This window comes from Micromonospora sp. ATA51, from assembly GCF_016802855.1.
Lineage (GTDB): Bacteria > Actinomycetota > Actinomycetes > Mycobacteriales > Micromonosporaceae > Micromonospora > Micromonospora sicca.
In genome coordinates this window covers 1-20,095 of sequence record NZ_JAEVHJ010000110.1, presented here as the reverse complement: position 1 = coordinate 20,095, position 20,095 = coordinate 1, and the positions used below count along the sequence as shown (strand labels likewise).

Sequence of the window (20,095 nt, the reverse complement as noted above, 5' to 3'; positions counted from 1 at the left end):
GGCCGGCGTGGCGCCGTCGGCCGAGACGCCACCGGGCACGGCCCGTCCCGGCTGGTCAGGGCGGTCGGGGACGATCGGTCCGGGGCTCATCAGCTCGCCTTCCCGGCCGGTGCCGGGGTCAGCTCGGTGACCCGGCCGTCCTCGACGCGGATGATCCGGTCGGCGTCCGCCAGCAGCGCGGGCCGGTGCGCGACCAGCAGCGCCGTACGACCGGCGACCAGCCGCCGGGTGGCGGCCAGCACCACGGCCTCGCTGGCGGAGTCGAGCCGGGCGGTCGGCTCGTCGAGGAGCACCACCGGGGCATCCCGGAGGAACGCCCGGGCCAGCGCCACCCGCTGCCGCTGGCCGCTGGAGAGGCCGTGCCCGCGCTCGCCGAGCTCGGTCGACAGCCCGTCGGGCAGGGCGGCGACCACGTCGTCCAGCGCGGCGTCGGTGACCGCCCGGCCGAGCGCGGCGTCGGTGGTGTCCGGGGCGCCGAGGCGGATGTTGTCGGCCAGCGAGGCGGCGAAGAGGTGTGCCCGCTGCGGCACCCAGGCCACCTGGCGGCGCCAGGCGTCGAGGTCGGTGCGGGCGAGGTCGACCCCGTCGACCGTCACCCGGCCGGCGGTCGGGGTGACGAAGCCGAGCAGCAGGCCGAGCAGGGTGCTCTTGCCGGCGCCGCTCGGGCCGATGACCGCGATCCGGTCACCGGGGCGGACGGTCAGCGTGACGTCCCGCAGCGCGGTGGTCCGCTCGTACTCGACGGTCACGCCCTCGAAGCGGATCTCGCCGGCTCCGGCGGGCGTCCGGGCCGGTGCGGCGGCCGGTGCGGCGGCGGCCGGTGCGGCGGAGACGGTCAGCGCCTCGTCCAGCGCGGTGAGTCCCTCCATGCTGGCGTGGAACCGGCTGCCCGCCGTCCGCAGCGGCAGGTACGCCTCCGGGGTGAGCAGCAGCACCAGCAGCGCGGTGGAGAGGGTGATCCCGCCGCCGAGCAGCCGGATGCCCACCGGCACGGCGACCAGCGCCACCGAGAGGGTGGCGACCAGCTCCAGCACGAGCGCGGAGAGGAAGGCGATCCGCAGCGTCCGCACGGTGGCCTGCCGGTGCCCGTCGGCCATCCGACGGACCACGTCGACCTGGGCCCCGGCCCGGCCGAACGCGCGCAGTGTGGGCAGCCCGGCGACCATGTCGAGGAAGTGCCCGCCGAGGCGGGAGAGCCGCCGCCACTGCCGCTCGGTGGCGGCCTGCGCCTGCCAGCCGAGCAGCGCCCCGAAGACCGGGATGAGCGGGATGGTCAATGCGATGATCAGTGCCGAGCTCCAGTCGGCGACGACGATCCGGGCCAGCACGGCGAGCGGCACGGTGACGCTGAGCACGAGCTGGGGGAGGTAGCCGGTGAAGTAGGCGTCCAGCGCGTCGAGGCCGCGCCCGGCGAGGGTGGCCAGTTGCCCGGCCCGCTGCCCGGCGACCCAGCCCGGGCCGTGCCGGCCGACGGCACGGAGCAGGTCCGCCCGCAGCGCCGCCTTCACCGTCGCCGCCGCCCGCGCCGCCACCGTGCCCTGGGCCCAGTTGACCAGCGCCCGGGCGGCGACCGCCGCCGCGAAGCCGGCCAGCGCCGGCCGGTGTAGCCGCCCGTCGACCGCCGTCGCCAGCAACGTGGCCAGCGCGGTGGCCTGCGCGACCACCAGCAGCGCGGTGAGCCCGCCGAGGACCGCGAGCACGGCGAGGTCGCGCCGGGCCGCGGGGACCCTGCGCAGCAGACGCGGGTCGAACGGGCGGCGGTTCACCAGTACACCGGTGCCCTGCCGTCGGTCCGTCCCCGGAACACCCACCAACTCATCGCCTGAAAGCCTAGTAGGGCCGGCAGGAGCGGCAGCGTGAGCCAGCCCAGCAGCCGCAGGGTGGGGCCGCTCGCCGCGGCGTCGGCCACGGTCAGCCCGGCCCCCGGCTCGACCGTGGAGACCAGCGCCCAGGGCCAGAGCGCCGCCCCGACGAGCAGCACCGGCAGCGCCAGCGCCGCGCTGGTGGCGGCGAAGGCCAGCCCGGGCCGCCGCCAGCGGAGCGCCGTCCGGGCCGCCAGCAGCGCCGCCACCAGCGCCAACGGCAGCAGTACGGCCGCCGCCGGCTGCACCACCGCGGCGCGTACCCGGTCGGAGAGCAGGCCGAGGACGGTGGCTGCGCCGACCGTGGCGAACGCCACCGGGATCAGCCGGCGGGCCAGCCGGGCGACCGGCGCGACCTCGGTGGCCGGCAGCCGGAGCGTGAGGAACGTCGCACCCTGCGCCGCGACCAGGGTCAGCATGGCCAGCGCGGCGGCGGCCACGAACGGGGTGAAGACGTGCGTCATGCCGGCGACGTGGCCGTCGGCCCGCAGCGGTACGCCCTGCAGCAGCCCGGCGAGCAGCGCGCCCCAGCCCAGCGCGGCGAGCGCGCTGCCGGTGACGACCACCCGGTCCCAGCCGGCGCGGGCCCGCTCGCCGGCCGGTCTGCTGCGCAGCTGCACCCCGGCGGTCACCAGGACCACCCCGGCCAGCGCGCCGAGCACGGCCGGGTAGAGCCCGGAGAGCAGCTCGCCCTCCAGGGTGGGGAAGGCGCCGAAGAGGATGCCGACGGCGGCGACCAGCCAGACCTCGTTGCCGAGGAAGAACGGGCCGACCGCGTTGAGCGCGGCCCGCCGGGTGGCCGGGGCGGTGCGCCGGGCGAGCAGCAGCCCGACGCCGTAGTCGTAGCCGCCGAGGACGAGGTAGGTGGCGAAGAAGAGGCCGAGCAGGGCGTACCAGGCGAGTTCCACGGCGGGCTCCCTCAGGCGAACACGGGTTCGGGGCGGGTGTCGGCGTCGGGCGCGGGCGGGCGACCGAGGGCGGGGTCGGCGGCGCCGCGGGCGGCGTGCCGGGCGAGCAGCACCCAGTTGGTGAGGGCCAGGGTGCCGAGCAGCAGGCTGAAGCCGATCAGCGAGGTGAGCATCGTTCCGGCGCCGACCGGGGAGACCGCCTGGCCGGTCGGCAGCAGGCCGTACGCGACCCAGGGTTGGCGGCCCACCTCCCGGGCGATCCAGCCGAGGAGCACCGCGACGAACGGGAGCGGCAGGGCGAGCAGGATCAGCCAGAGCGGGAAGCGCAGCCGGATGATCCAGTCCCGGAAGAGCAGGGGCACCAGCAGCGTGCCGAGGAAGAGCGTGAAGCCGATCAGGATCATGAAGCCGAGCCCGACGCTGGAGAGCGCCGGCGGGGTGTAGTCGCCCGGGCCGAACCGTGCCGTCCACTCGGTGACCAGCGCGTCCCGCTCCGGGCCGCCGCCGAACTTCGTCGGCTGCACCCGCCCGACCGGGCCGAACTGGGCGAAGCCGAAGCCGATCAGGAAGACCACGGAGATCGCCGTGGTGAGCACGCCGAGCCGCAGCGACGTGCGGAACAGGGCGAAGTCCGGTGTACGCCGGATCAGGTGCCAGGCGCTGACGGCGGCCATCAGCACGCCGCCGGTGACCAGCCCGGCCGAGACCACGTGGCCGAAGGCGAAGCCGAGGGTGGGGTTGGTGAGCAGCGCCCCGAAGTCGGTCAGGTGGGCGATCCCGTCGCGGACCTCGTACCCGACGGGGTGCTGGAGCCAGGAGTTGGCCACCATGATCCAGAACGCCGAGGCGTACGCGGTCAGCGCCACCCCCCACAGCAGCGCCAGGTGGACGCCCCGGCGCAGCCGGTGCCAGCCGAAGATCCACATGCCGAGGAAGGTGGACTCCAGGAAGAACGCCACCAGGGTCTCGATGGCGAGCGGCGCGCCGAAGACGTTGCCGACGTAGCGGGACAGCCCGCTCCAGTTCAGCCCGAACTGGAACTCCATCACGATGCCGGTGGCGATGCCGAGCACGTAGTTGATCACGTAAAGCTGGCCCCAGAAGCGGGTCAGTCGCTCGTAGATCGGGTTGCCGGTGAGGTAGCCGGCGGTCTGGAGCCCGACCAGCAGGGTGACCAGGCCCAGCGTGACCACCACGAAGAGGAAGTGGATCGAGGTGGTGGTGGCGAACTGCAGGCGCGCGAGGAGCAGGGTGTCCATTCTCGATCTCCCCCGAGTTGGCTCGCTTGTCGTAGGGAGCCTACACGTAGATTATCTACCTATCACTACTACGACATGTAGTACCAGAATGTACGACAGTCCGTAGTAGTGCCGTGCAGGGGGGGCGTGCGGGCCGGCGGTGGTCCGCCGGGCCGGGTCAGCTCAGGAAGAGGGAGATCGGCAGGGCGACCAGGGCCGTCGCCACGGCCAGCGCGGCCGCGCCGAGCAGCCGGGGCGGGCGGTCCGCGACCAGCAGCCGCTGCACCCGTACGTCGAGGTCGCGGTCGCCCATGCCGAGCGCGCCGGCCGGGGTGACCCGGTGACCGGCCGCGGCGAACCGGCGCAGCGCCCCGGCTAGGGGCTCCTCGGCGTGCAGCTCGCGGGCCTTGTCGTCGGCGCGCATCTCGACCAGCAGGGCCACCCGCTCGTGCGCGTCGCGCACCCAGCGGAACCAGGGCAGCGCCCGGCAGAGCGCGGTGAACGGCAGCAGCACCAGGTCGTGCCGCTCCTGCGCGTGCGCCCGCTCGTGGGTCAGCACCGCCTCGAGCTCGGCCCGGTCCAGCAGGCTCAGCGTCCCGGCGCTGACCACCACCCGCGGCTTCACCCCGGGGAGGCAGTACGCGGCGGCGCTCGGGTGGTCGAGCACCAGCGCGCCCGGCACCGTGGGGTCCCGCCGGGCGACCAGGGTGAGCAGGTCCCGGTGCCGACGCTGCGCGCGTACCGCGCCGTGGACGCTGCGGACGGTCGTGGTGAGCAGCACCGCGCCGATGCCGAAGCCCACCCCGACCAGGCCCAGGTGGGCCGCGCCCAGCCCGGCGGGCAGGGTGCCGTGGGAGAGGTCGGTGGCGAGGGCGACCAGCGCGCTGCCGGTCGGCCGGCCGTACGCGGCCAGGCCGACCGCCATCGGCAGGCCCATCGCGGAAAGCCCGAGCGCCAGCCCGACCGACTGCCAGCAGAGGATCGCCACCCGGGGGGCACGCCATGTCCAGGTCGCCGCGGCGAGGACCTGCGCGGTCAGCCAGCAGGCCAGGATGGTCGCGGCGAAGTGCAGGGCGTACGCCACGGCGGCCGCCCTACCGGTCCGTCGCCTCGTCGGCGGCCCTCGCCCGGCCGGCCCGCGGGTCCTCGACCCGGTCGGTCAGCCCGGCCTCGGCGCCCAGCGCCGCGCGGAGCACCTCGGCCTCGGTGCCGGTGACCGAGCGGGCGAAGCGCACCAGCGCGGCGTCCCGGCTGCCGCCGAGGTCCAGCGCGTCGAGCATGAGCTGGGCGATGTGCGCCTCGCGGCTGGCGGCGGCCCGGTAGCGCCAGGCCCGCCCCTCCCGCTCGCGCTGCACCATGCCCTTGCCGGCGAGCCGGTCGAGCACCGTCATCACCGTCGTGTACGCCAGCTCACGCCCGTCCAGCGCATCCGCGACCTCCCGCACGGTCACCCCGTCGGACGTGCCGGGCACCGAGTCCCACAACACGTCCATCACCGCACGCTCAAGATCGCCCAACCGAGTCACGCCGCAATCCTACCCCCCGTAGTAGAGCGTGCGGGAAGGGCTGTGGCCCGAGGCACCGCTGGCCGGTGACCCGACGTCGGGCACCGGCCAGCAAGATCGAACAACCGGGCGGACCCGGCACAGCGAGGGTTTCGGGGGGAGCCCGCCCGCGGAGGGATCAAGCCTGACCGCCCGGAGCGGGCGGCCTCCCCCCGAAACCCCGGCCGGGACCGACCATCACACCCCCTTCGGGTGCCAGACCGTCTTCGTCTCCAGCAGCGTGGTCATCCGGGCGATCCCCGGGTCGGCGAACCAGTCGTGGTCGACCGGGGCCGGCCGGAGCACCCGCTTGAGGTTCTGCGCCGCCTTGACCTCCAGGTCGGCCGCGAGTTCGGCGTCGGCCACCCCGGTCAGGTCGATGGCGTTGACGTCCATGTGCCCGGCCAGCGTCGGCACGGTCTCCGACAGGCGGCCGGTGAGGATGTTGACCACGCCGCCGGGCAGGTCGGAGGTGGCCAGCACCTCGGCCAGGGTCACCGCCGCGAGCGGCTGCGCCGGCGAGGCCGCCACCACCACGGTGTTGCCGGTGACGATGGCCGGGGCGATCACGCTGACCAGGCCGAGCAGCGCCGGCGCCTCGGGGGCCACCACGGCCACCACGCCGGTCGGCTCGGGCGCCGACAGGTTGAAGTACGGCCCGGCGACCGGGTTCGCGCCGCCGTACACCTGGGCGAGCTTGTCGGACCAGCCGGCGTACCAGACCCAGCGGTCGATCGCCGCGTCGACCTCGTCGGCCGGCACGCCGAGGGCGACGAACTGCTCGCGGCGGCCCTCCAGCATCTCGGCGACCCGGTAGAGGATCTGACCCCGGTTGTACGCGGTCGCCCCGGCCCAGCCCTTCACGGCGGCGCGGGCGGCGACCACGGCGTCCCGCGCGTCCTTGCGGGAGGAGAGGGCGACGTTGGCGTCCTGCACGATGTACGACCGTCCCGACTCGCTGCGGGGGAACTTCCCGCCGATGAAGAGCTTGTACGTCTTGCGTACCGCGACCCGCTCAGACATTGAGGTAGCCCTCCAGCCCGTGCCGGCCGCCCTCGCGACCGTAGCCCGACTCCTTGTAGCCGCCGAACGGCGAGGTGGGGTCGAACTTGTTGAACGTGTTGGCCCAGACGACGCCGGCGCGGAGCCGGTCGGCCGTCCAGAGGATCCGGGAGCCCTTGTCGGTCCAGATGCCGGCCGACAGCCCGTACGGCGTGTTGTTGGCCTTCTCGACGGCCTCGGCCGGGGTGCGGAAGGTGAGCACCGACAGCACCGGGCCGAAGATCTCCTCGCGGGCGATCCGGTGCGCCTGGGTGACCCCGGTGAAGATGGTCGGCGCGAACCAGAAGCCCCGGTCGGGCAGCTCGCACGGCGGCGACCAGCGCTCGGCGCCCTCGGCGGAGCCGGCGTCGGAGAGCTCCTTGATCCGCGCCAGCTGGGCGGCCGAGTTGATCGCGCCGATGTCGGTGTTCTTGTCCAGCGGGTCGCCGACCCGGAGCTGGGCCATCCGCCGCTTGAGCGACTCCAGCACCCGGTCGGCCACGTTCTCCTGGATCAGCAGCCGGGAGCCCGCGCAGCAGACGTGCCCCTGGTTGAAGAAGATGCCGTTGACGATCCCCTCGACCGCCTGGTCGATCGGGGCGTCGTCGAAGACGATGTTGGCCGCCTTGCCGCCCAGTTCCAGGGTGAGCTTCTTGCGGGTGCCGGCGACGGAGCGGGCGATGGCCCGGCCGACCTCGGTGGAGCCGGTGAAGGCCACCTTGTCCACGCCCGGGTGCTCGACCAGCGCCCGGCCGGTGTCGCCGGCGCCGGTGACGATGTTGACCACGCCGGCCGGCAGGTCGGCCTGCTGGCAGATCTCGGCGAAGAGCAGCGCGGTCAGCGGCGTGGTCTCGGCCGGCTTCAGCACCACCGTGTTGCCGGCGGCCAGCGCCGGGGCGATCTTCCAGGCCAGCATCAGCAGCGGGAAGTTCCACGGGATGACCTGGGCGGCCACGCCGAGCGGCCGCGGGTTCGCGCCGAAGCCGGCGTGCTCCAGCTTGTCGGCCCAGCCGGCGTAGTAGAAGAAGTGCGCGCCGACCAGCGGCACGTCGACGTCGCGGGACTCCTTGATCGGCTTGCCGTTGTCCAGCGACTCCAGCACGGCCAGCTCGCGGGAGCGCTCCTGAATGATCCGGGCGATCCGGTACAGGTACTTCGCCCGGTCGCGGCCCGGCATCGGACCCCAGACCTTGTCGTACGCCGTCCGGGCGGCGCGGACCGCGCGGTCCACGTCCTGCCCGCCGGCCTCGGCGACCTCGGCGAGGACCTCCTCTGAGGCCGGGTTGATCGACTTGAAGCTGCCGCCGTCGGTCGGGTCGACGAACTTCCCGTCGATGAACAGCCCGTACGAGGGCTTGATATCCACCACCGAGCGGGACTCGGGGGCGGGCGCGTATTCGAACATCACTCTCAGTCCAGGGTGAAGTAGTCGGGACCGGAGTAGACGCCGGTCGTCAGCTTGGTGCGCTGCATGAGCAGGTCGTTCAGCAGGCTGGACGCGCCGAACCGGAACCAGTCCGGGTCCAGCCAGTCCGCGCCGACGGTCTCGTTGACCATGACCAGGTACTTGATCGCGTCCTTGGTGGTCTTGATGCCGCCGGCCGGCTTCACGCCGACCTGCCGGCCGGTGGCGGCGCGGAAGTCGCGGACCGCCTCCAGCATCACCAGGCTCACCGGCAGCGTCGCCGCGACCGGGACCTTGCCGGTGGAGGTCTTGATGAAGTCGCCGCCGGCCAGCATGGCCAGCCAGGAGGCCCGCCGCACGTTGTCGTACGTGGCCAGCTCGCCGGTCTCCAGGATCACCTTGAGGTGGGCGTCCCCGCAGGCGGACTTGGTGGCCACGATCTCGTCGTAGACCTCCTTGTAGCGCCCGGCCAGGAACGCGCTCCGGTTGATCACCATGTCGATCTCGTCGGCGCCGGCCTCGACGGCCGCCCGGACGTCCGCCAGCTTGATCTCCAGCGGCGCCTGGCCGGACGGGAACGCGGTCGCCACGCTGGCCAGGTGCACGCCGGTGCCGCGCAGCACCTCGGCCACGTACGGGACCATCGAGGGGTAGACGCAGACCGCGCCGACGTGCGGACAGCTCGGGTCCGCCGGGTCGGGGCGCACCGCCTTGGCGGCGAGCGCCCGCACCTTGCCGGGGGTGTCCGCGCCCTCGAGGGTGGTCAGGTCGACCATCCGGATCGCCAGGTCGATGGCCTGGGCCTTGGCGGTGGTCTTGATGGAGCGGGTGCCGAGCTGTGCCGCCCGCTGCTCCGCGCCGACCTGGTCCACGCCGGGCAGGCCGTGCAGGAAGGTCCGCAGAGCGGTCTCGGATCGTCCCAGCTCGGAGAGGTCCGACCGGGCCGACGTCGCTGTCGCCGTCATGTCTCGAATACTACGCATCCGCGGGGTGAGTGATCTTGGTCACGGTCGCCTGGTCGGGGGCGCCATACGTGAGCGGCGTCGCTGGTCACCCCCGCACCCGCAGTGCCGGCACCGGCGGACCGGTAGGTTGAGCGATCGTGGACGTACACGTCATTGACCACCCGCTCGCCCAGTCGCGGCTGACCGCCATGCGGGACGCCCGGACCGACTCGTCGTCGTTCCGGGCCGCGCTGCACGAACTCACCACCATGCTGGTGTACGAGGCCGCGCGCTCCTTCCCGGTCGAGAAGTACCAGATCCAGACCCCGGTCACCGGCGCCGAGGGGACCCGGCTGGCCAACCCGCCGCTGCTGGTGCCGGTGCTGCGGGCCGGTCTCGGCATGGCCGACGCCGCACTCGCCCTGCTGCCGGAGTCCTCGATGGGCTTCGTCGGGCTGGCCCGCGACGAGCGGACGTACGAGCCGCGCGCGTACATGGAGTCGCTGCCCCGCGACCTGACCGGCCTGCCGGTGCTGGTGCTCGACCCGATGCTGGCCACCGGCGGTTCGCTGGAGCACGGCTGCCGGCTGCTGGCCGACCGCGGCTGCACCGACATCACCGTGCTCTGCGTACTGGCCGCGCCGGTCGGCATCGCCCGGCTGGAGCAGTCCGGCCTGCCGCTGCGCCTGGTCACCGCCTCGATCGACGAGGGCCTGAACGACCGGATGTTCATCGTCCCGGGCCTCGGCGACGCCGGCGACCGCCAGTTCGGCGGCATGCCCCGCTTCTGACGCCACCGGTCGGCCCGCCGGTGACCCGGCGGGCCGGACGGGTCGACCGGGCGAGTTGCCGCGCGGGGGGGTGCGGACAACCGCTAGCGTCTCGGGCCATGACTGGTGTTGCGCTCGCCGAAGAGCTGCTGCTCCTCGCCTATGACGACGAAACCGGCAAGGCGACCATGCCGCGGATCAGCCTGGACCTCGGGATGGCCGCCGCGGTGCTGATCGAGCTGGCCCTGGCCGGCCGGATCGCGTACGCCGAGGGCTCCCTGGCGGTGACCGACCCGGCGCCCACCGGCGAGCCGGTCGCCGACGAGGTGCTGGCCCGGATCGCCGCCGACACCCCGCACACCCCGTCGTCGTGGGTGCAGCGACTGCGGCACGGCCTGCGCGACCGGATCCTCGGCGACCTGTGCCGCCAGGGTGTCGTGCGCGACGTCGACGAGACCGAGCTGGGCTTCATCCACGTGCACCGCTACCCGGTCGCCGACGCCTCCGTGGAGGCGGACATCCGCCGCCGGCTGGCCGAGGCGCTGACCAGCGGCGAACTCCCCGACGAGCGGACCGCCGCGCTGGCCACCCTGGTCGCCGTGCTGCGGATGGAGCCGGCGCTGGGGTTGACCGGCGACGACGCCCGGGACGCCCGGCGCCGGCTGGAGGAGATCACCGGCGGCGCCGGCTTCTCCGGCAACGTCAGCCTGGACGACTCGGTGGTCCGCCCCTCCGTCGGCCTGGTGGTCGCCGCCCTCGGCCAGGCCGTCGACGCCGCCCTCGGCAAGCGCGCCTGACCCCGCCCGGCCCCGCGCCCCGCCCTTGTTGAGCAAGAGGTCTGCGTCTCCGGAGCCGCTCTCCGGGACGCAAACCTCTTGATCACCTCTTTCGGGCGGGTCAGAGGCCGAGGGCGGCGGCGATTTCGGCGCGGAGCGCCGAGACCGCGGCGACCGCGCGCTGCCGGGCCGCGGGAACGTTGCCGTCCACGACCGGCGCCACCACCTCCAGGTACGCCTTGAGCTTCGGTTCGGTGCCGGAGGGGCGGATCACCACCCGGGCCGCGTCGGTCCGCAGGATCACCACGTCGGCCGCCGGAAGCAGGTCCGTCGACTCGATGACCGGGTGACCGAGCAGGGTCGTCGGGGTGTCGGCCCGGATCCGTTCCATCGTCCGGGCGATCACCCGCAGGTCATCGACCCGCACCGAGAGCTGGTCGGTGTGGTGGACGCCGAACTCGGCGGCCAGCTCGTCGAGCCGGTCGGTGAGCGTACGGCCCTGCGCCTTCAGCCCGGCGGCCAAATCGGCGACGGTCAGCGCGGCGGTGATGCCGTCCTTGTCCCGCACGTGCTCCGGCGCCACGCAGTAGCCGAGCGCCTCCTCGTACCCGAAGACCAGCGGCGCGGACCCGCCACCGGCCCGGACGATCCACTTGAACCCGGTCAACGTCTCGTCGTACGGCAGGCCGCGGGCCGCGCACATCGCCCGCAGCAGCGACGAGGAGACGATGGTGGTGGCGTACAGGCCGGTCACGCCCCGGCGCATCAGGTGGTCGGCGAGCAGCACGCCCACCTCGTCCCCCCGCAGCATCCGCCAGCTGCGCCGGTCCTCGCTCCCGCCGGCGAGCTCGCGAGCTCACGCCGCTCGCTCGCCGAACCCACTTCGCCGCAGACGACCACCGCGCAGCGGTCCGCGTCCGGGTCGTTGGCGATGGCGATGTCGGCGCCCGTCGACTCGGCCAGCGCGACCAGCCGGTCCACCGCGCCCGGCTCCTCCGGGTTGGGGAAGCTCACGGTCGGGAAGGTCGGGTCCGGCTCGGCCTGCTCGGGCACCACCCCGGGCACCGGGAAGCCGGCGCGGGCGAAGGCGGCGGTCAGCACCGACCCGCCCACCCCGTGCAGCGGCGTGTATGCCACCTTCAGGTCCCGGGGGCCGTCCGGGTCGATCACCCCGGCGGCCCGCGCCACGTACGACGCGACAAGGTCGTCGCCGAGCACCTCGCCGGCCGGGCCGAGCGCCACCTGCGCCAGCGGGCCCACCGCCCGGATCGCCGCCTCGATGCCGGCGTCGGCCGGCGGGACGATCTGCGCGCCCGCCCCGAGCTCCCCGCCGAGCTGGGCGCCCAGGTAGACCTTGTAGCCGTTGTCCTGCGGCGGGTTGTGGCTCGCGGTGACCATCACCCCGGCCACCGCGCCGAGCTGCCGCACCGCGTACGCGAGCACCGGCGTGGGCAGCGGTCGGGGCAGCAGCAGCGCCGGACGTCCCGCCCCGGTGGCCACCTGGGCGGTGCGCTCGGCGAAGGCCCGGGAACCGTGCCGGGCGTCGTACCCGATCACCAGCGGACCCGTCCCGCCCTGGGCGGCGAGCCAGCCGACCAGCCCGGCGGCGGCCTGGGTGACCACCGCGAGGTTCATCCCGTTCGGGCCGGCGCGCAGCGGGCCACGCAGGCCTGCGGTGCCGAAGGTCAGCGGCCCGGCGAACCGGTCGGCCAGGTCCGGCCCGCTGGCCGGCAGCCCGTCGAGCACCCCCCGCAGCTCGTCCCGGCTGGTCGGGTCGGGGTCGTCGTCGAGCCACCGTCGGGCCTGCTCGCGAAGTTCGTCAAGGTCAGTGGTTTCCGCCGCCATTGCCTCTTGATAGCACGGCGGCGGATCACCACTGGCCCTCGGCCTCGACTCAGTTGGCCCCGGTGAGCTGGAAGGACCGCGCCATCGCGTCGAAGATCGGCCGGCTCGCGGCGAATTCGGCCTCGTTGGCGGTCAGGTAGAACGAGTAGACCTTGCCGTCCTTCACCACGCCGCGCCACACCCCGTGCCGCTTGGTCGCACCGTCCCCGCAGGTGTACTCGAACTCGGCCGCCGCCCCGCCGGCGAGCGTCGGCTCCGACATCGCGAGCTGCTGGTACGGCTTCGCGCAGGACTTGCTCTTGTCCCGGAGGTTCCGCGAGGCGAACTCCGCCCAGCTGACCGAGGTGCCGCTCCACTGCTCGGCGAGGATCCGCACCTTGCGCCCGCTGACCTGTGGGTCGACGTAGTCGACGAATACCCCGCCGGTCTTCCGGTCCCAGCCCTTCGGCACCTGGACGCTGACGCCCTTGGCCGAGTGCTCCTGCATCTCCACGCCCGGCCCGGCCGGCGCCGTCGCGGTCGGCAGCGACGTCACGATCTGCCGGTTCGGCTCGTCGTCGCCGCCGAACAGCACGACCACGCCGATCAGCAGCAGCACCGCCAGCCCGCCGGCCGCGGCGAGCTGCACCTTGCGCGGCCAGCCCTTGACGGTGCCGACCACCTTGTCGCCGGCGCCCTTCAGCGTGCCCAGCGCGCCACCCGCGGCGGACCCGCCGGAACCGTTGGCCGGCCCGGCCCACGGCTGCCCGGTGCCCGGCACCGACCACTGGCCGCCGCCGTACACCGGCTGGGTGGCCTCGGCGGCGCGGCCGTACACCGGCTGGGTGCGTCCGGGTGGCCGGTGCCGATCCGCTGGGTGGCCTCCGGCGCCGCCTGGTGGCCGATCCGCTGGGTGGCCTCCGACGCGCCGTACGCGGTGCCCGCCCGTCCCGGCGTGGCCATCGCTCCGGTCGGGGTGTGCAGTGGGCCGGCCAGTGCGTCGGCGCTGGTCTCGTCGAGCCCGGCGCGCCCGCGGCGGCCGCGCCCCGGACCGTTCGCCCCGGCGCAGCGCGGCGAGCCGGTCGGTGAGGGACTCGCTGGGACCGATCATCGCCCGGCCGCCGATCTGGCCACTCGGCTTCGGCTCCGGCGCGCCGGGGGCGGCGGCGCGGACGGCCGCTGCACCGGCACCACCGCGTACGGGTCGGTGACCGAGTTGACCGCGGTCGCGGTGCTGGTCAGCGGGCCGGCGAGCAGCTCGCGCAGCATCGCCCGGGCGGTGTGCACGTCCAGCCGGCGGGCCGGGTCCTTCTCCAGCAGCCCCATCAGCACCCGGGTCAACGGACCGCTGCGCTGCGGGGTGGCCGGCGGGTCCTCGACCACGGCGTGCATCGTCTCGATGGGGTCGCCCTTGTCGAACGGCGGACGCCCCTCCACCGCGGTGTAGAGCGTGACGCCCAGCGAGAAGAGGTCGCTCGGCGGCCCGAACTCCTGGCCCATCGCCCGTTCCGGCGAGATGAAGTGCGGCGAGCCGAGCACCATGCCGGGCGTGGTGAGCTGCACGTCGGTGGGCATCCGGGCCACCCCGAAGTCGGTCAGCACGCACCGACCGTCGTTGCAGATCAGCACGTTGGCCGGCTTGACGTCGCGGTGCAGCACGCCGATCGCGTGCGCCACCTCCAGCGCGCCGAGCAGGGCGATGCCGATCTTGGCGACGGCGCGGGGCGCCACCGGGCCGTCCTCGATGACCATGTCGGCGAGGCTGCGGGCGTCCAGCAGCTCCATCACGATCCACGGGCGGCCACCCTCGGTGACCACGTCGTACACCTGGACCACGGCGGGGTGCTGGATCGCGGCGGCGGCGCGGGCCTCGCGCAGGGTCCGCTCGTACATCGCGTCGCGGTCGCTCGGGGCGAGCCCGGGCGGGAGGACGACTTCCTTGACCGCCACGTCGCGGCGCAGCAGCGTGTCTGTGGCGCGCCAGACCGTGCCCATGCCGCCGTTGCCCACCGGGGACCGCAGCGAGTAGCGGCCACCGATGGTGGTGCCGGGTGCCGCGCGTCCGTTGGGAGGACTGACTGGTCCGCCGCTCCACGTCGGGATCTGAGTCACAGAAAAGCCACCGGGGGATATCGAGGGGGGCTGGGACACAACCCCCCTATCTTGCTGGTTCCGACGGCCGATGCGAAACCCGACGCGGCGGACGTTTACCTATTCGACCGTATGTGGTCAGGTACTCACCTCTCGTCGATCCTCTTCGACGTGGTGTGCGGTATCCCTCACCCACCGACGTCCGGTCGCGTCCTACCATCCGGTAATGAGCGAACGGCGGTCAAGCGAGTCCGGTTTCCCCATCAAGGGCGTCTACACGACGGCCGACCTCCCCGGGGAGCTGGCGGACCGACTGGGCGCCCCGGGCGAGTTCCCGTACACCCGCGGGGTCTACCCGACTATGTACACCTCCCGCCCGTGGACGATGCGGCAGTACGCCGGCTTCGGCACCGCCACCGAGTCCAACGCGCGTTACCACCAGTTGTTGCGGGCCGGCACCATGGGCCTCTCCGTCGCCTTCGACCTGCCCACCCAGATGGGGTACGACTCCGACGACCCGATCGCGCACGGCGAGGTGGGCAAGGTCGGGGTGGCCATCGACTCCATCGAGGACATGCGGCTGCTCTTCGACGGCATCCCGCTGGACAAGGTCTCCACCTCGATGACCATCAACGCGCCCGGCTCGGTGCTGCTCCTGCTGTACCAGCTCATGGCCCAGGAGAACGGGGTCGCCGGGGGCGCGCTGAACGGCACCATCCAGAACGACATCCTCAAGGAGTACATCGCCCGGGGGACGTACATCTTCCCGCCGAAGCCCTCGCTGCGGCTGGTCGCCGACACCTTCGCGTACTGCCGCAAGGAGGTGCCGAAGTGGAACACCATCTCGATTTCCGGCTACCACATGGCGGAGGCCGGCGCGACGCCCGCGCAGGAGATCGCGTTCACCCTGGCCAACGGCGTGGAGTACGTCCGCGCCGCGCTGGCGGCCGGGCTGGCCGTGGACGACTTCGCGCCCCGGCTGTCGTTCTTCTTCGTCGCCCGGACCACCCTGATCGAGGAGGTCGCCAAGTTCCGCGCCGCCCGGCGGATCTGGGCCCGGCTGATGCGCGACGAGTTCGGCGCGAAGGACCCGAAGTCGATGATGCTGCGCTTCCACACGCAGACCGCGGGCGTCCAGCTCACCGCCCAGCAGCCGGAGGTCAACCTGGTCCGGGTGGCCATCCAGGGGCTCGGCGCGGTGCTCGGCGGCACCCAGTCGCTGCACACCAACAGCTTCGACGAGGCGATCGCGCTGCCCACCGAGAAGGCGGCCCGGCTGGCGCTGCGGACGCAGCAGGTGCTGGCGTACGAGACGGACCTGACCGCCACCGTGGACCCGTTCGCCGGGTCGTACGTGGTGGAGGCGATGACCGCGGAGATCGAGGCGGCCGCGACCGAGCTGATGGAGCGGGTGGCCGACCACGGCTCGGCGGTGGACGCCATCGAGGCCGGCTTCCAGAAGCGGGAGATCGAGCAGTCGGCGTACCGGATCGCCCAGGAGATCGACTCCGGTGAGCGGGTGGTGGTGGGCCTCAACCGCTTCGCCATCGACGAGGAGGAGCCGTACGAGCCGCTGCGGGTGGACCCGACGATCGAGGCCGCCCAGGCGGAGCGGCTGGCGAAGCTGCGGGCGGAGCGGGACAACGACGCAGTCGAGCGGGCGCTCGCGGAGCTGCGCGCGGCCGCCGAGGGCGCCGCGAACGTGCTCTACCCGATGAAGGAGGCGCTGCGGGCCCGCGCCACGGTGGGCGAGGTCTGCGGCACGCTGCGCGCGGTCTGGGGGACGTACCGGCCGAGCGACCGGTTCTGACCTTCGTCAATGGCGGCCGCCCCGGCACCGGCGCGGGCCGCCGTCCGCGCTTCCGAGCTGCGAAAACGGGCGTCGCCGCCGGTCGTCGGGCGGCGCTACAGTCGGTGTTCTCCCCGTACTTCGGCGGAGCGGAGGCGCGGCGCGGACCTCCCGGGCGACGGCGCCGGCCCGTTCGGCCGGCCTGCGGCAGTGAGGCCGGCCGCCCGCGAGTGTGCGGATCGGGAATGCGGGTAACCCGGTCGGGTGATCGGGACGGACAGCCTGTGCGGTCGCGGAACGGCCGGTCATGTCACCGTCGGGAGTCGTCCGGCCGCCGAGAGTTGTCGTTTGATGGTCAGAGCGGCAGTTAATTGTCGCGACTAATGCGACAATTCGGAACGGCAGCCTGGGTTTTCGTGACCGCCGAAACGGTTACGCGTTGTAGGAGGTGGGGGGCAGATGACGGCGTTCGACCGCGATCTACCTGCTGTCCCGCAGATATTCGACCCCTCTCACCAGGGCATTCGTGACTCTGTGCGGTCCGATCGCTACGGGAAAGATGTTGCCCAGCGTCACCGTCGGAGGTCTAGGCTGTCTGCTGTTCTCCCCGATGATCCATCCATCTCTAGTGATCGAGAATTCGACGTGACGAGTGCGTTGACGCTGCCCACCGCGGGCCAGCTGGCGTCGTCCTGGCCGGAGGCGCCATCCGGGTCCCAGCCCCTGCCCTTCGAGCTCGACCATCTGCTCGCCCTCCGGGTACCCGGCCTCATCGCCACCCGCCGTCACATCCACTCCTACCCGGAGCTGTCCGGCGAGGAGTTCGAGACGGCCGCACTGATCGCCCGGGAACTCTCCCTGGCCGGGCTGCACCCGCGACTGCTGCCCAAGGGCAACGGCGTCATCTGCGACATCGACGGGCGGCCGGACGGCCCGGTGATCGCGCTCCGCGCCGACATCGACGCGCTGCCGCTGACCGACGCGAAGGACGTGCCGTACCGGTCCACGGTGGACGGCGTCTGCCACGCCTGCGGGCACGACGTGCACACCTCGGTGATGCTCGGCGTCGGCATGCTGCTGGCCCAGCTCGCCGACCTGGGCCAGCTCAACGGCCGGGTCCGGCTGATCTTCCAGCCGGCCGAGGAGATCCTGCCCTGCGGTTCGCTGGAGGTCATCGAGGCCGGCGGCCTCGACGACGTGGTGCAGATCTTCGCCGTGCACTGCGACCCGAACCTGCCGGTGGGCAAGGTCGGCCTGCGGGTCGGCCCGATCACCGCGGCGGCCGACAACGTCACCGTCCGGCTCACCGGGCCGGGTGGGCACACCGCCCGCCCGCACCTCACCGTCGACCTGGTCGACGCGCTCGGCCGGCTGGTCACCGAGGTGCCCACCCTGGTCAGCCGCCGGGTGCCGGCCAACAGCGGGCTGCTGCTGGTGTTCGGCCACGCCTCGGCCGGCACCCGTTACAACGTCATCCCGTCCGAGGCCTGCGCCGCCGGCACCCTGCGGGTGATGGACCGCGACACCTGGGAGCAGGCCCCGAAGATCGTGGCTCAGGTGGTCCAGGACGTCATGGCGCCCACCGGTGCGACCGTCGACCTGGAATACCTCCGTGGCCGCCCGCCGGTCAGCAACGACGCCCGCGCCATCGGCGTGCTGACCGCCGCGACCGCCGCCGCCCTCGGCCCCGAGGGGATCGCGGAGACCCCGCAGAGCATGGGCGGCGAGGACTTCTCCTGGTACCTGGAGCACGTGCCGGGCGCGCTCGCCCGCCTCGGCGTCGGCCGGTCCGGTCCCAACGTGGACCTGCACCGGGCCTCGTTCGATCCGGACGAGCGCGCATCCCGGTCGGGGTACGCCTCATAGTGCAGACCGCGTTGCGGGCACTGGCAGCGGCGCGGTAGGACCAACCGGCTGACCGGCCGGCGGCCCGAGCGGCGGCGTCGGCCCGGCCGGTGGCGTCCGCCGGCGTCGGCGGCGCAGCACCCGGATCAGCAGCGCCACCGGTACGCCGAACGCCACCAACCACGGCAGCAGCGCGCCGAGCACGGTGAGCAGCACGGTCACCGAGGCGACGAAGACCTCCCAGCCACCCCGCAGCCCGACCAGGAACCCGATCTCGGTCTGCTCCTCCTCGGTGGAGGCGTCCTTCCCGACGAAGGTCACCGTGATGGTGGACAGCGCGGTCAGGTCGGCCAGCCGGCGCTTCTTCGCCTCCAACGAGGCGAGGTCGGCCTCCCGCCGGCCCAGCTCGTTCTCCAGGTTCACCAGCTCGCCCGTCGAGGTGGCCCGGTCCAGCAGCTTGCGGGCGCTCTCCACCCGGGCCCGCTGGCTGGTGATCCGGGCGTCCAGGTCGACCACCTCCTCGGTGACGTCCTGGGTGTGCACCTCGCGCCGCTGCTGCCGGCCCAGCTTCGCCAGCTCGTCCACGACCGCTGTGAACTTCGCCGCCGGCACCCGCAGCTCCAACTCGGCGCGCGCGTCCGCCGACTCGCTGCGCCGCTGGTCGCCGCCGACGAACCCGCCCGCCTCGGTCACCGCGGCGATCGCCTCCCGAGCGGCCCGTTCCACGTCGTCCACCTGCACCTGCATCGTTCCGGTGTAGATGATCGACCGCTGGTCGACCCGCAGGTCGGGCGGGCTCGCGCCGGCTCGCCGGGTGCCGCCTGGCCGCGGTCGGCCGCCGCGCCGCCGGCCGGCGCCTGGGCGGAGGTGCTGTCACGCTCCGCGCCGCCCGCGCCGCAACCCCCCGCGACCAGCACCGCGACCAGTCCCACCGCCGCCAGCGGTACGCCGCCGCGGCGTCCTGTCCGTACGCTCATCCCCGCTCCGATCCTCGTGGCCCCGTCCCGGGGCGATACGTCGGACGCGACGCGACACCGCGCCGGTTCCGGCAGACTGCGCTCAGGACGTCACGATTCGATAATCGAGGAGTCACGATGCAGGTCACCAAGTACGCCCACTCCTGTGTCCGGGTGGAGCACGACGGGGGAGTGCTCGTCGTCGACCCCGGGGTGTTCACCGAGCCCGAGGCGTTGGACGGGGCGGACGCGGTGCTGATCACCCACCAGCATCCGGACCATGTGAATCCGGAGACGCTCGCCCGGGCGCTGGAGCGTCGCCCGTTCACCGTCAACGGTCCGGCCTCGCTCGCCGGCGTCCTCGGTGACGCGGCCGAGGCGCTGACCGTGGTCGCGCCGGGGGAGTCGTTCACCGCCGCCGGGGTGGCGGTCCGTGCGTACGGCGGAAAGCACGCCGTCATCCACCCGGACATCCCAGTGATCGAGAACCTGGGTTACCTGATCAACGACGTGGTCTACCACCCGGGAGACTCCCTGGACGTCCCCGAGGAGGTCCAGGTGGACACCCTCTTCGCGCCCATCCACGCGCCCTGGTCGAAGTTCGCCGAGGTGGTCGACTTCATCCGGGCGGTCGCCCCGCGCCGCGCGTACGCCCTGCACGACGGTCTGCTCAACAGCAACGGGTTCGCCGTGCTCGACCGGCAGTACACCGCGCTGTCGAACACCGAGTACCAGCGGCTCGAGCCGGGCACCCGGTTCGACGCCTGACCCGTGGCCGCCCCCTCCCGCGAGCTGGTTGAGCAGCTCTACGCCACGCCACCCGACCGGTTCGTCGCCGCCCGGGACGCCGCCGTCGCCGAGGCGCGCCGAGCCGGCGACCAGGCCGCCGCCCGGGAGATCGCCCGGCTGCGCCGGCCCACCGTGGCGGCCTGGCTGGTGAACCTGCTGGCCATCCGCCGGCCCGAGCTGGTCGCCGACCTGGCGCAGCTCGCCGACGCGCTCCGCACCGGTGCACGCCGCCGCTGGTGGAACGGCTCAGGGAGACCCTGGTGCTGCACCCGGGCGACACCGAGGTGCACGTCAAGCTGCTCAACGGCGGCAA

General features: G+C 73.5%; 13 protein-coding genes and 4 pseudogenes. 6 read left to right on the top strand and 11 right to left on the bottom strand.

Going from position 1 to position 20,095, the window contains the following annotated elements:
* Nucleotides 1-89 precede the first annotated feature (89 nt).
* The 8 genes from cydD to deoC form a co-directional block, all read right to left on the bottom strand.
* Entirely contained in the window at nucleotides 90-1,766 is a 1,677-nt protein-coding gene (gene cydD, locus JNW87_RS18445; protein WP_109804176.1) for a thiol reductant ABC exporter subunit CydD, read from the bottom strand.
* On the bottom strand, nucleotides 1,763-2,770 hold the full coding sequence (locus tag JNW87_RS18440; RefSeq protein WP_109804175.1) for a cytochrome d ubiquinol oxidase subunit II: 1,008 nt from the start codon (nucleotides 2,768-2,770) through the stop codon (nucleotides 1,763-1,765). Before JNW87_RS18440 ends, cydD begins: the two co-directional genes overlap by 4 nt.
* An 11-nt stretch (nucleotides 2,771-2,781) precedes the next feature.
* The gene (locus JNW87_RS18435; protein ID WP_238454115.1) at nucleotides 2,782-4,029 is read right to left on the bottom strand and encodes a cytochrome ubiquinol oxidase subunit I; all 1,248 of its coding nucleotides are present in this window, start codon (nucleotides 4,027-4,029) and stop codon (nucleotides 2,782-2,784) included.
* Between the two features lie 157 nt (nucleotides 4,030-4,186).
* Complete coding sequence (locus tag JNW87_RS18430; RefSeq protein ID WP_109804226.1) at nucleotides 4,187-5,092, bottom strand: M56 family metallopeptidase; 906 nt, start codon at nucleotides 5,090-5,092, stop codon at nucleotides 4,187-4,189.
* Nucleotides 5,093-5,102: 10 nt separating this feature from the next.
* Nucleotides 5,103-5,534, bottom strand: coding sequence for a BlaI/MecI/CopY family transcriptional regulator (locus JNW87_RS18425; protein ID WP_109804227.1), 432 nt, complete (start codon nucleotides 5,532-5,534; stop codon nucleotides 5,103-5,105).
* A gap of 216 nt (nucleotides 5,535-5,750) precedes the next feature.
* The gene (locus tag JNW87_RS18420; RefSeq protein ID WP_109804228.1) at nucleotides 5,751-6,575 is read right to left on the bottom strand and encodes an aldehyde dehydrogenase family protein; all 825 of its coding nucleotides are present in this window, start codon (nucleotides 6,573-6,575) and stop codon (nucleotides 5,751-5,753) included.
* Nucleotides 6,568-7,998, bottom strand: a complete 1,431-nt coding sequence (locus JNW87_RS18415) for an aldehyde dehydrogenase family protein (protein WP_109804253.1) — start codon at nucleotides 7,996-7,998, stop codon at nucleotides 6,568-6,570. The genes JNW87_RS18420 and JNW87_RS18415 overlap by 8 nt, the downstream gene beginning before the upstream one ends.
* A 5-nt stretch (nucleotides 7,999-8,003) precedes the next feature.
* Nucleotides 8,004-8,963 (bottom strand): deoxyribose-phosphate aldolase, encoded by a 960-nt coding sequence (gene deoC, locus JNW87_RS18410; RefSeq protein ID WP_109804229.1) that lies wholly within the window; start codon nucleotides 8,961-8,963, stop codon nucleotides 8,004-8,006.
* A gap of 137 nt (nucleotides 8,964-9,100) precedes the next feature.
* Here deoC and upp point away from each other — a divergent pair, with 137 nt between their 5' ends.
* A complete protein-coding gene (gene upp / locus JNW87_RS18405) occupies nucleotides 9,101-9,733 on the top strand; it encodes a uracil phosphoribosyltransferase (RefSeq protein ID WP_109804230.1) in 633 nt (210 codons plus the stop codon).
* Nucleotides 9,734-9,831: 98 nt separating this feature from the next.
* On the top strand, nucleotides 9,832-10,509 hold the full coding sequence (locus JNW87_RS18400) for a GPP34 family phosphoprotein (RefSeq protein ID WP_109804231.1): 678 nt from the start codon (nucleotides 9,832-9,834) through the stop codon (nucleotides 10,507-10,509).
* Between the two features lie 100 nt (nucleotides 10,510-10,609).
* Here the strand turns inward: JNW87_RS18400 and JNW87_RS18395 are convergent.
* Nucleotides 10,610-12,333, bottom strand: a pseudogene (locus JNW87_RS18395) (phospho-sugar mutase).
* Nucleotides 12,334-12,382: 49 nt separating this feature from the next.
* Nucleotides 12,383-14,322 (bottom strand): annotated as a pseudogene (locus JNW87_RS18390) (serine/threonine-protein kinase).
* A gap of 307 nt (nucleotides 14,323-14,629) precedes the next feature.
* Here JNW87_RS18390 and JNW87_RS18385 point away from each other — a divergent pair.
* Nucleotides 14,630-16,213 carry a methylmalonyl-CoA mutase gene (locus JNW87_RS18385; protein WP_109804234.1) on the top strand — a complete coding sequence of 528 codons (1,584 nt, stop codon included), beginning with the start codon at nucleotides 14,630-14,632 and terminating at the stop codon, nucleotides 16,211-16,213.
* 624 nt (nucleotides 16,214-16,837) lie between these two features.
* Nucleotides 16,838-18,096: pseudogene (locus JNW87_RS18380) on the top strand (amidohydrolase).
* Here the strand turns inward: JNW87_RS18380 and JNW87_RS18375 are convergent.
* Nucleotides 18,053-18,784 (bottom strand): DUF4349 domain-containing protein, encoded by a 732-nt coding sequence (locus JNW87_RS18375; RefSeq protein ID WP_375373517.1) that lies wholly within the window; start codon nucleotides 18,782-18,784, stop codon nucleotides 18,053-18,055. The pseudogene JNW87_RS18380 and the gene JNW87_RS18375 overlap by 44 nt on opposite strands.
* A gap of 347 nt (nucleotides 18,785-19,131) precedes the next feature.
* Between JNW87_RS18375 and JNW87_RS18370 the strand changes: the two genes are divergently transcribed.
* Both JNW87_RS18370 and JNW87_RS18365 read left to right on the top strand, forming a co-directional pair.
* Nucleotides 19,132-19,761 (top strand): MBL fold metallo-hydrolase, encoded by a 630-nt coding sequence (locus tag JNW87_RS18370; protein ID WP_109804237.1) that lies wholly within the window; start codon nucleotides 19,132-19,134, stop codon nucleotides 19,759-19,761.
* Nucleotides 19,762-19,764: 3 nt separating this feature from the next.
* A pseudogene (locus JNW87_RS18365) lies at nucleotides 19,765-20,095 on the top strand (hypothetical protein); the annotation flags it as partial.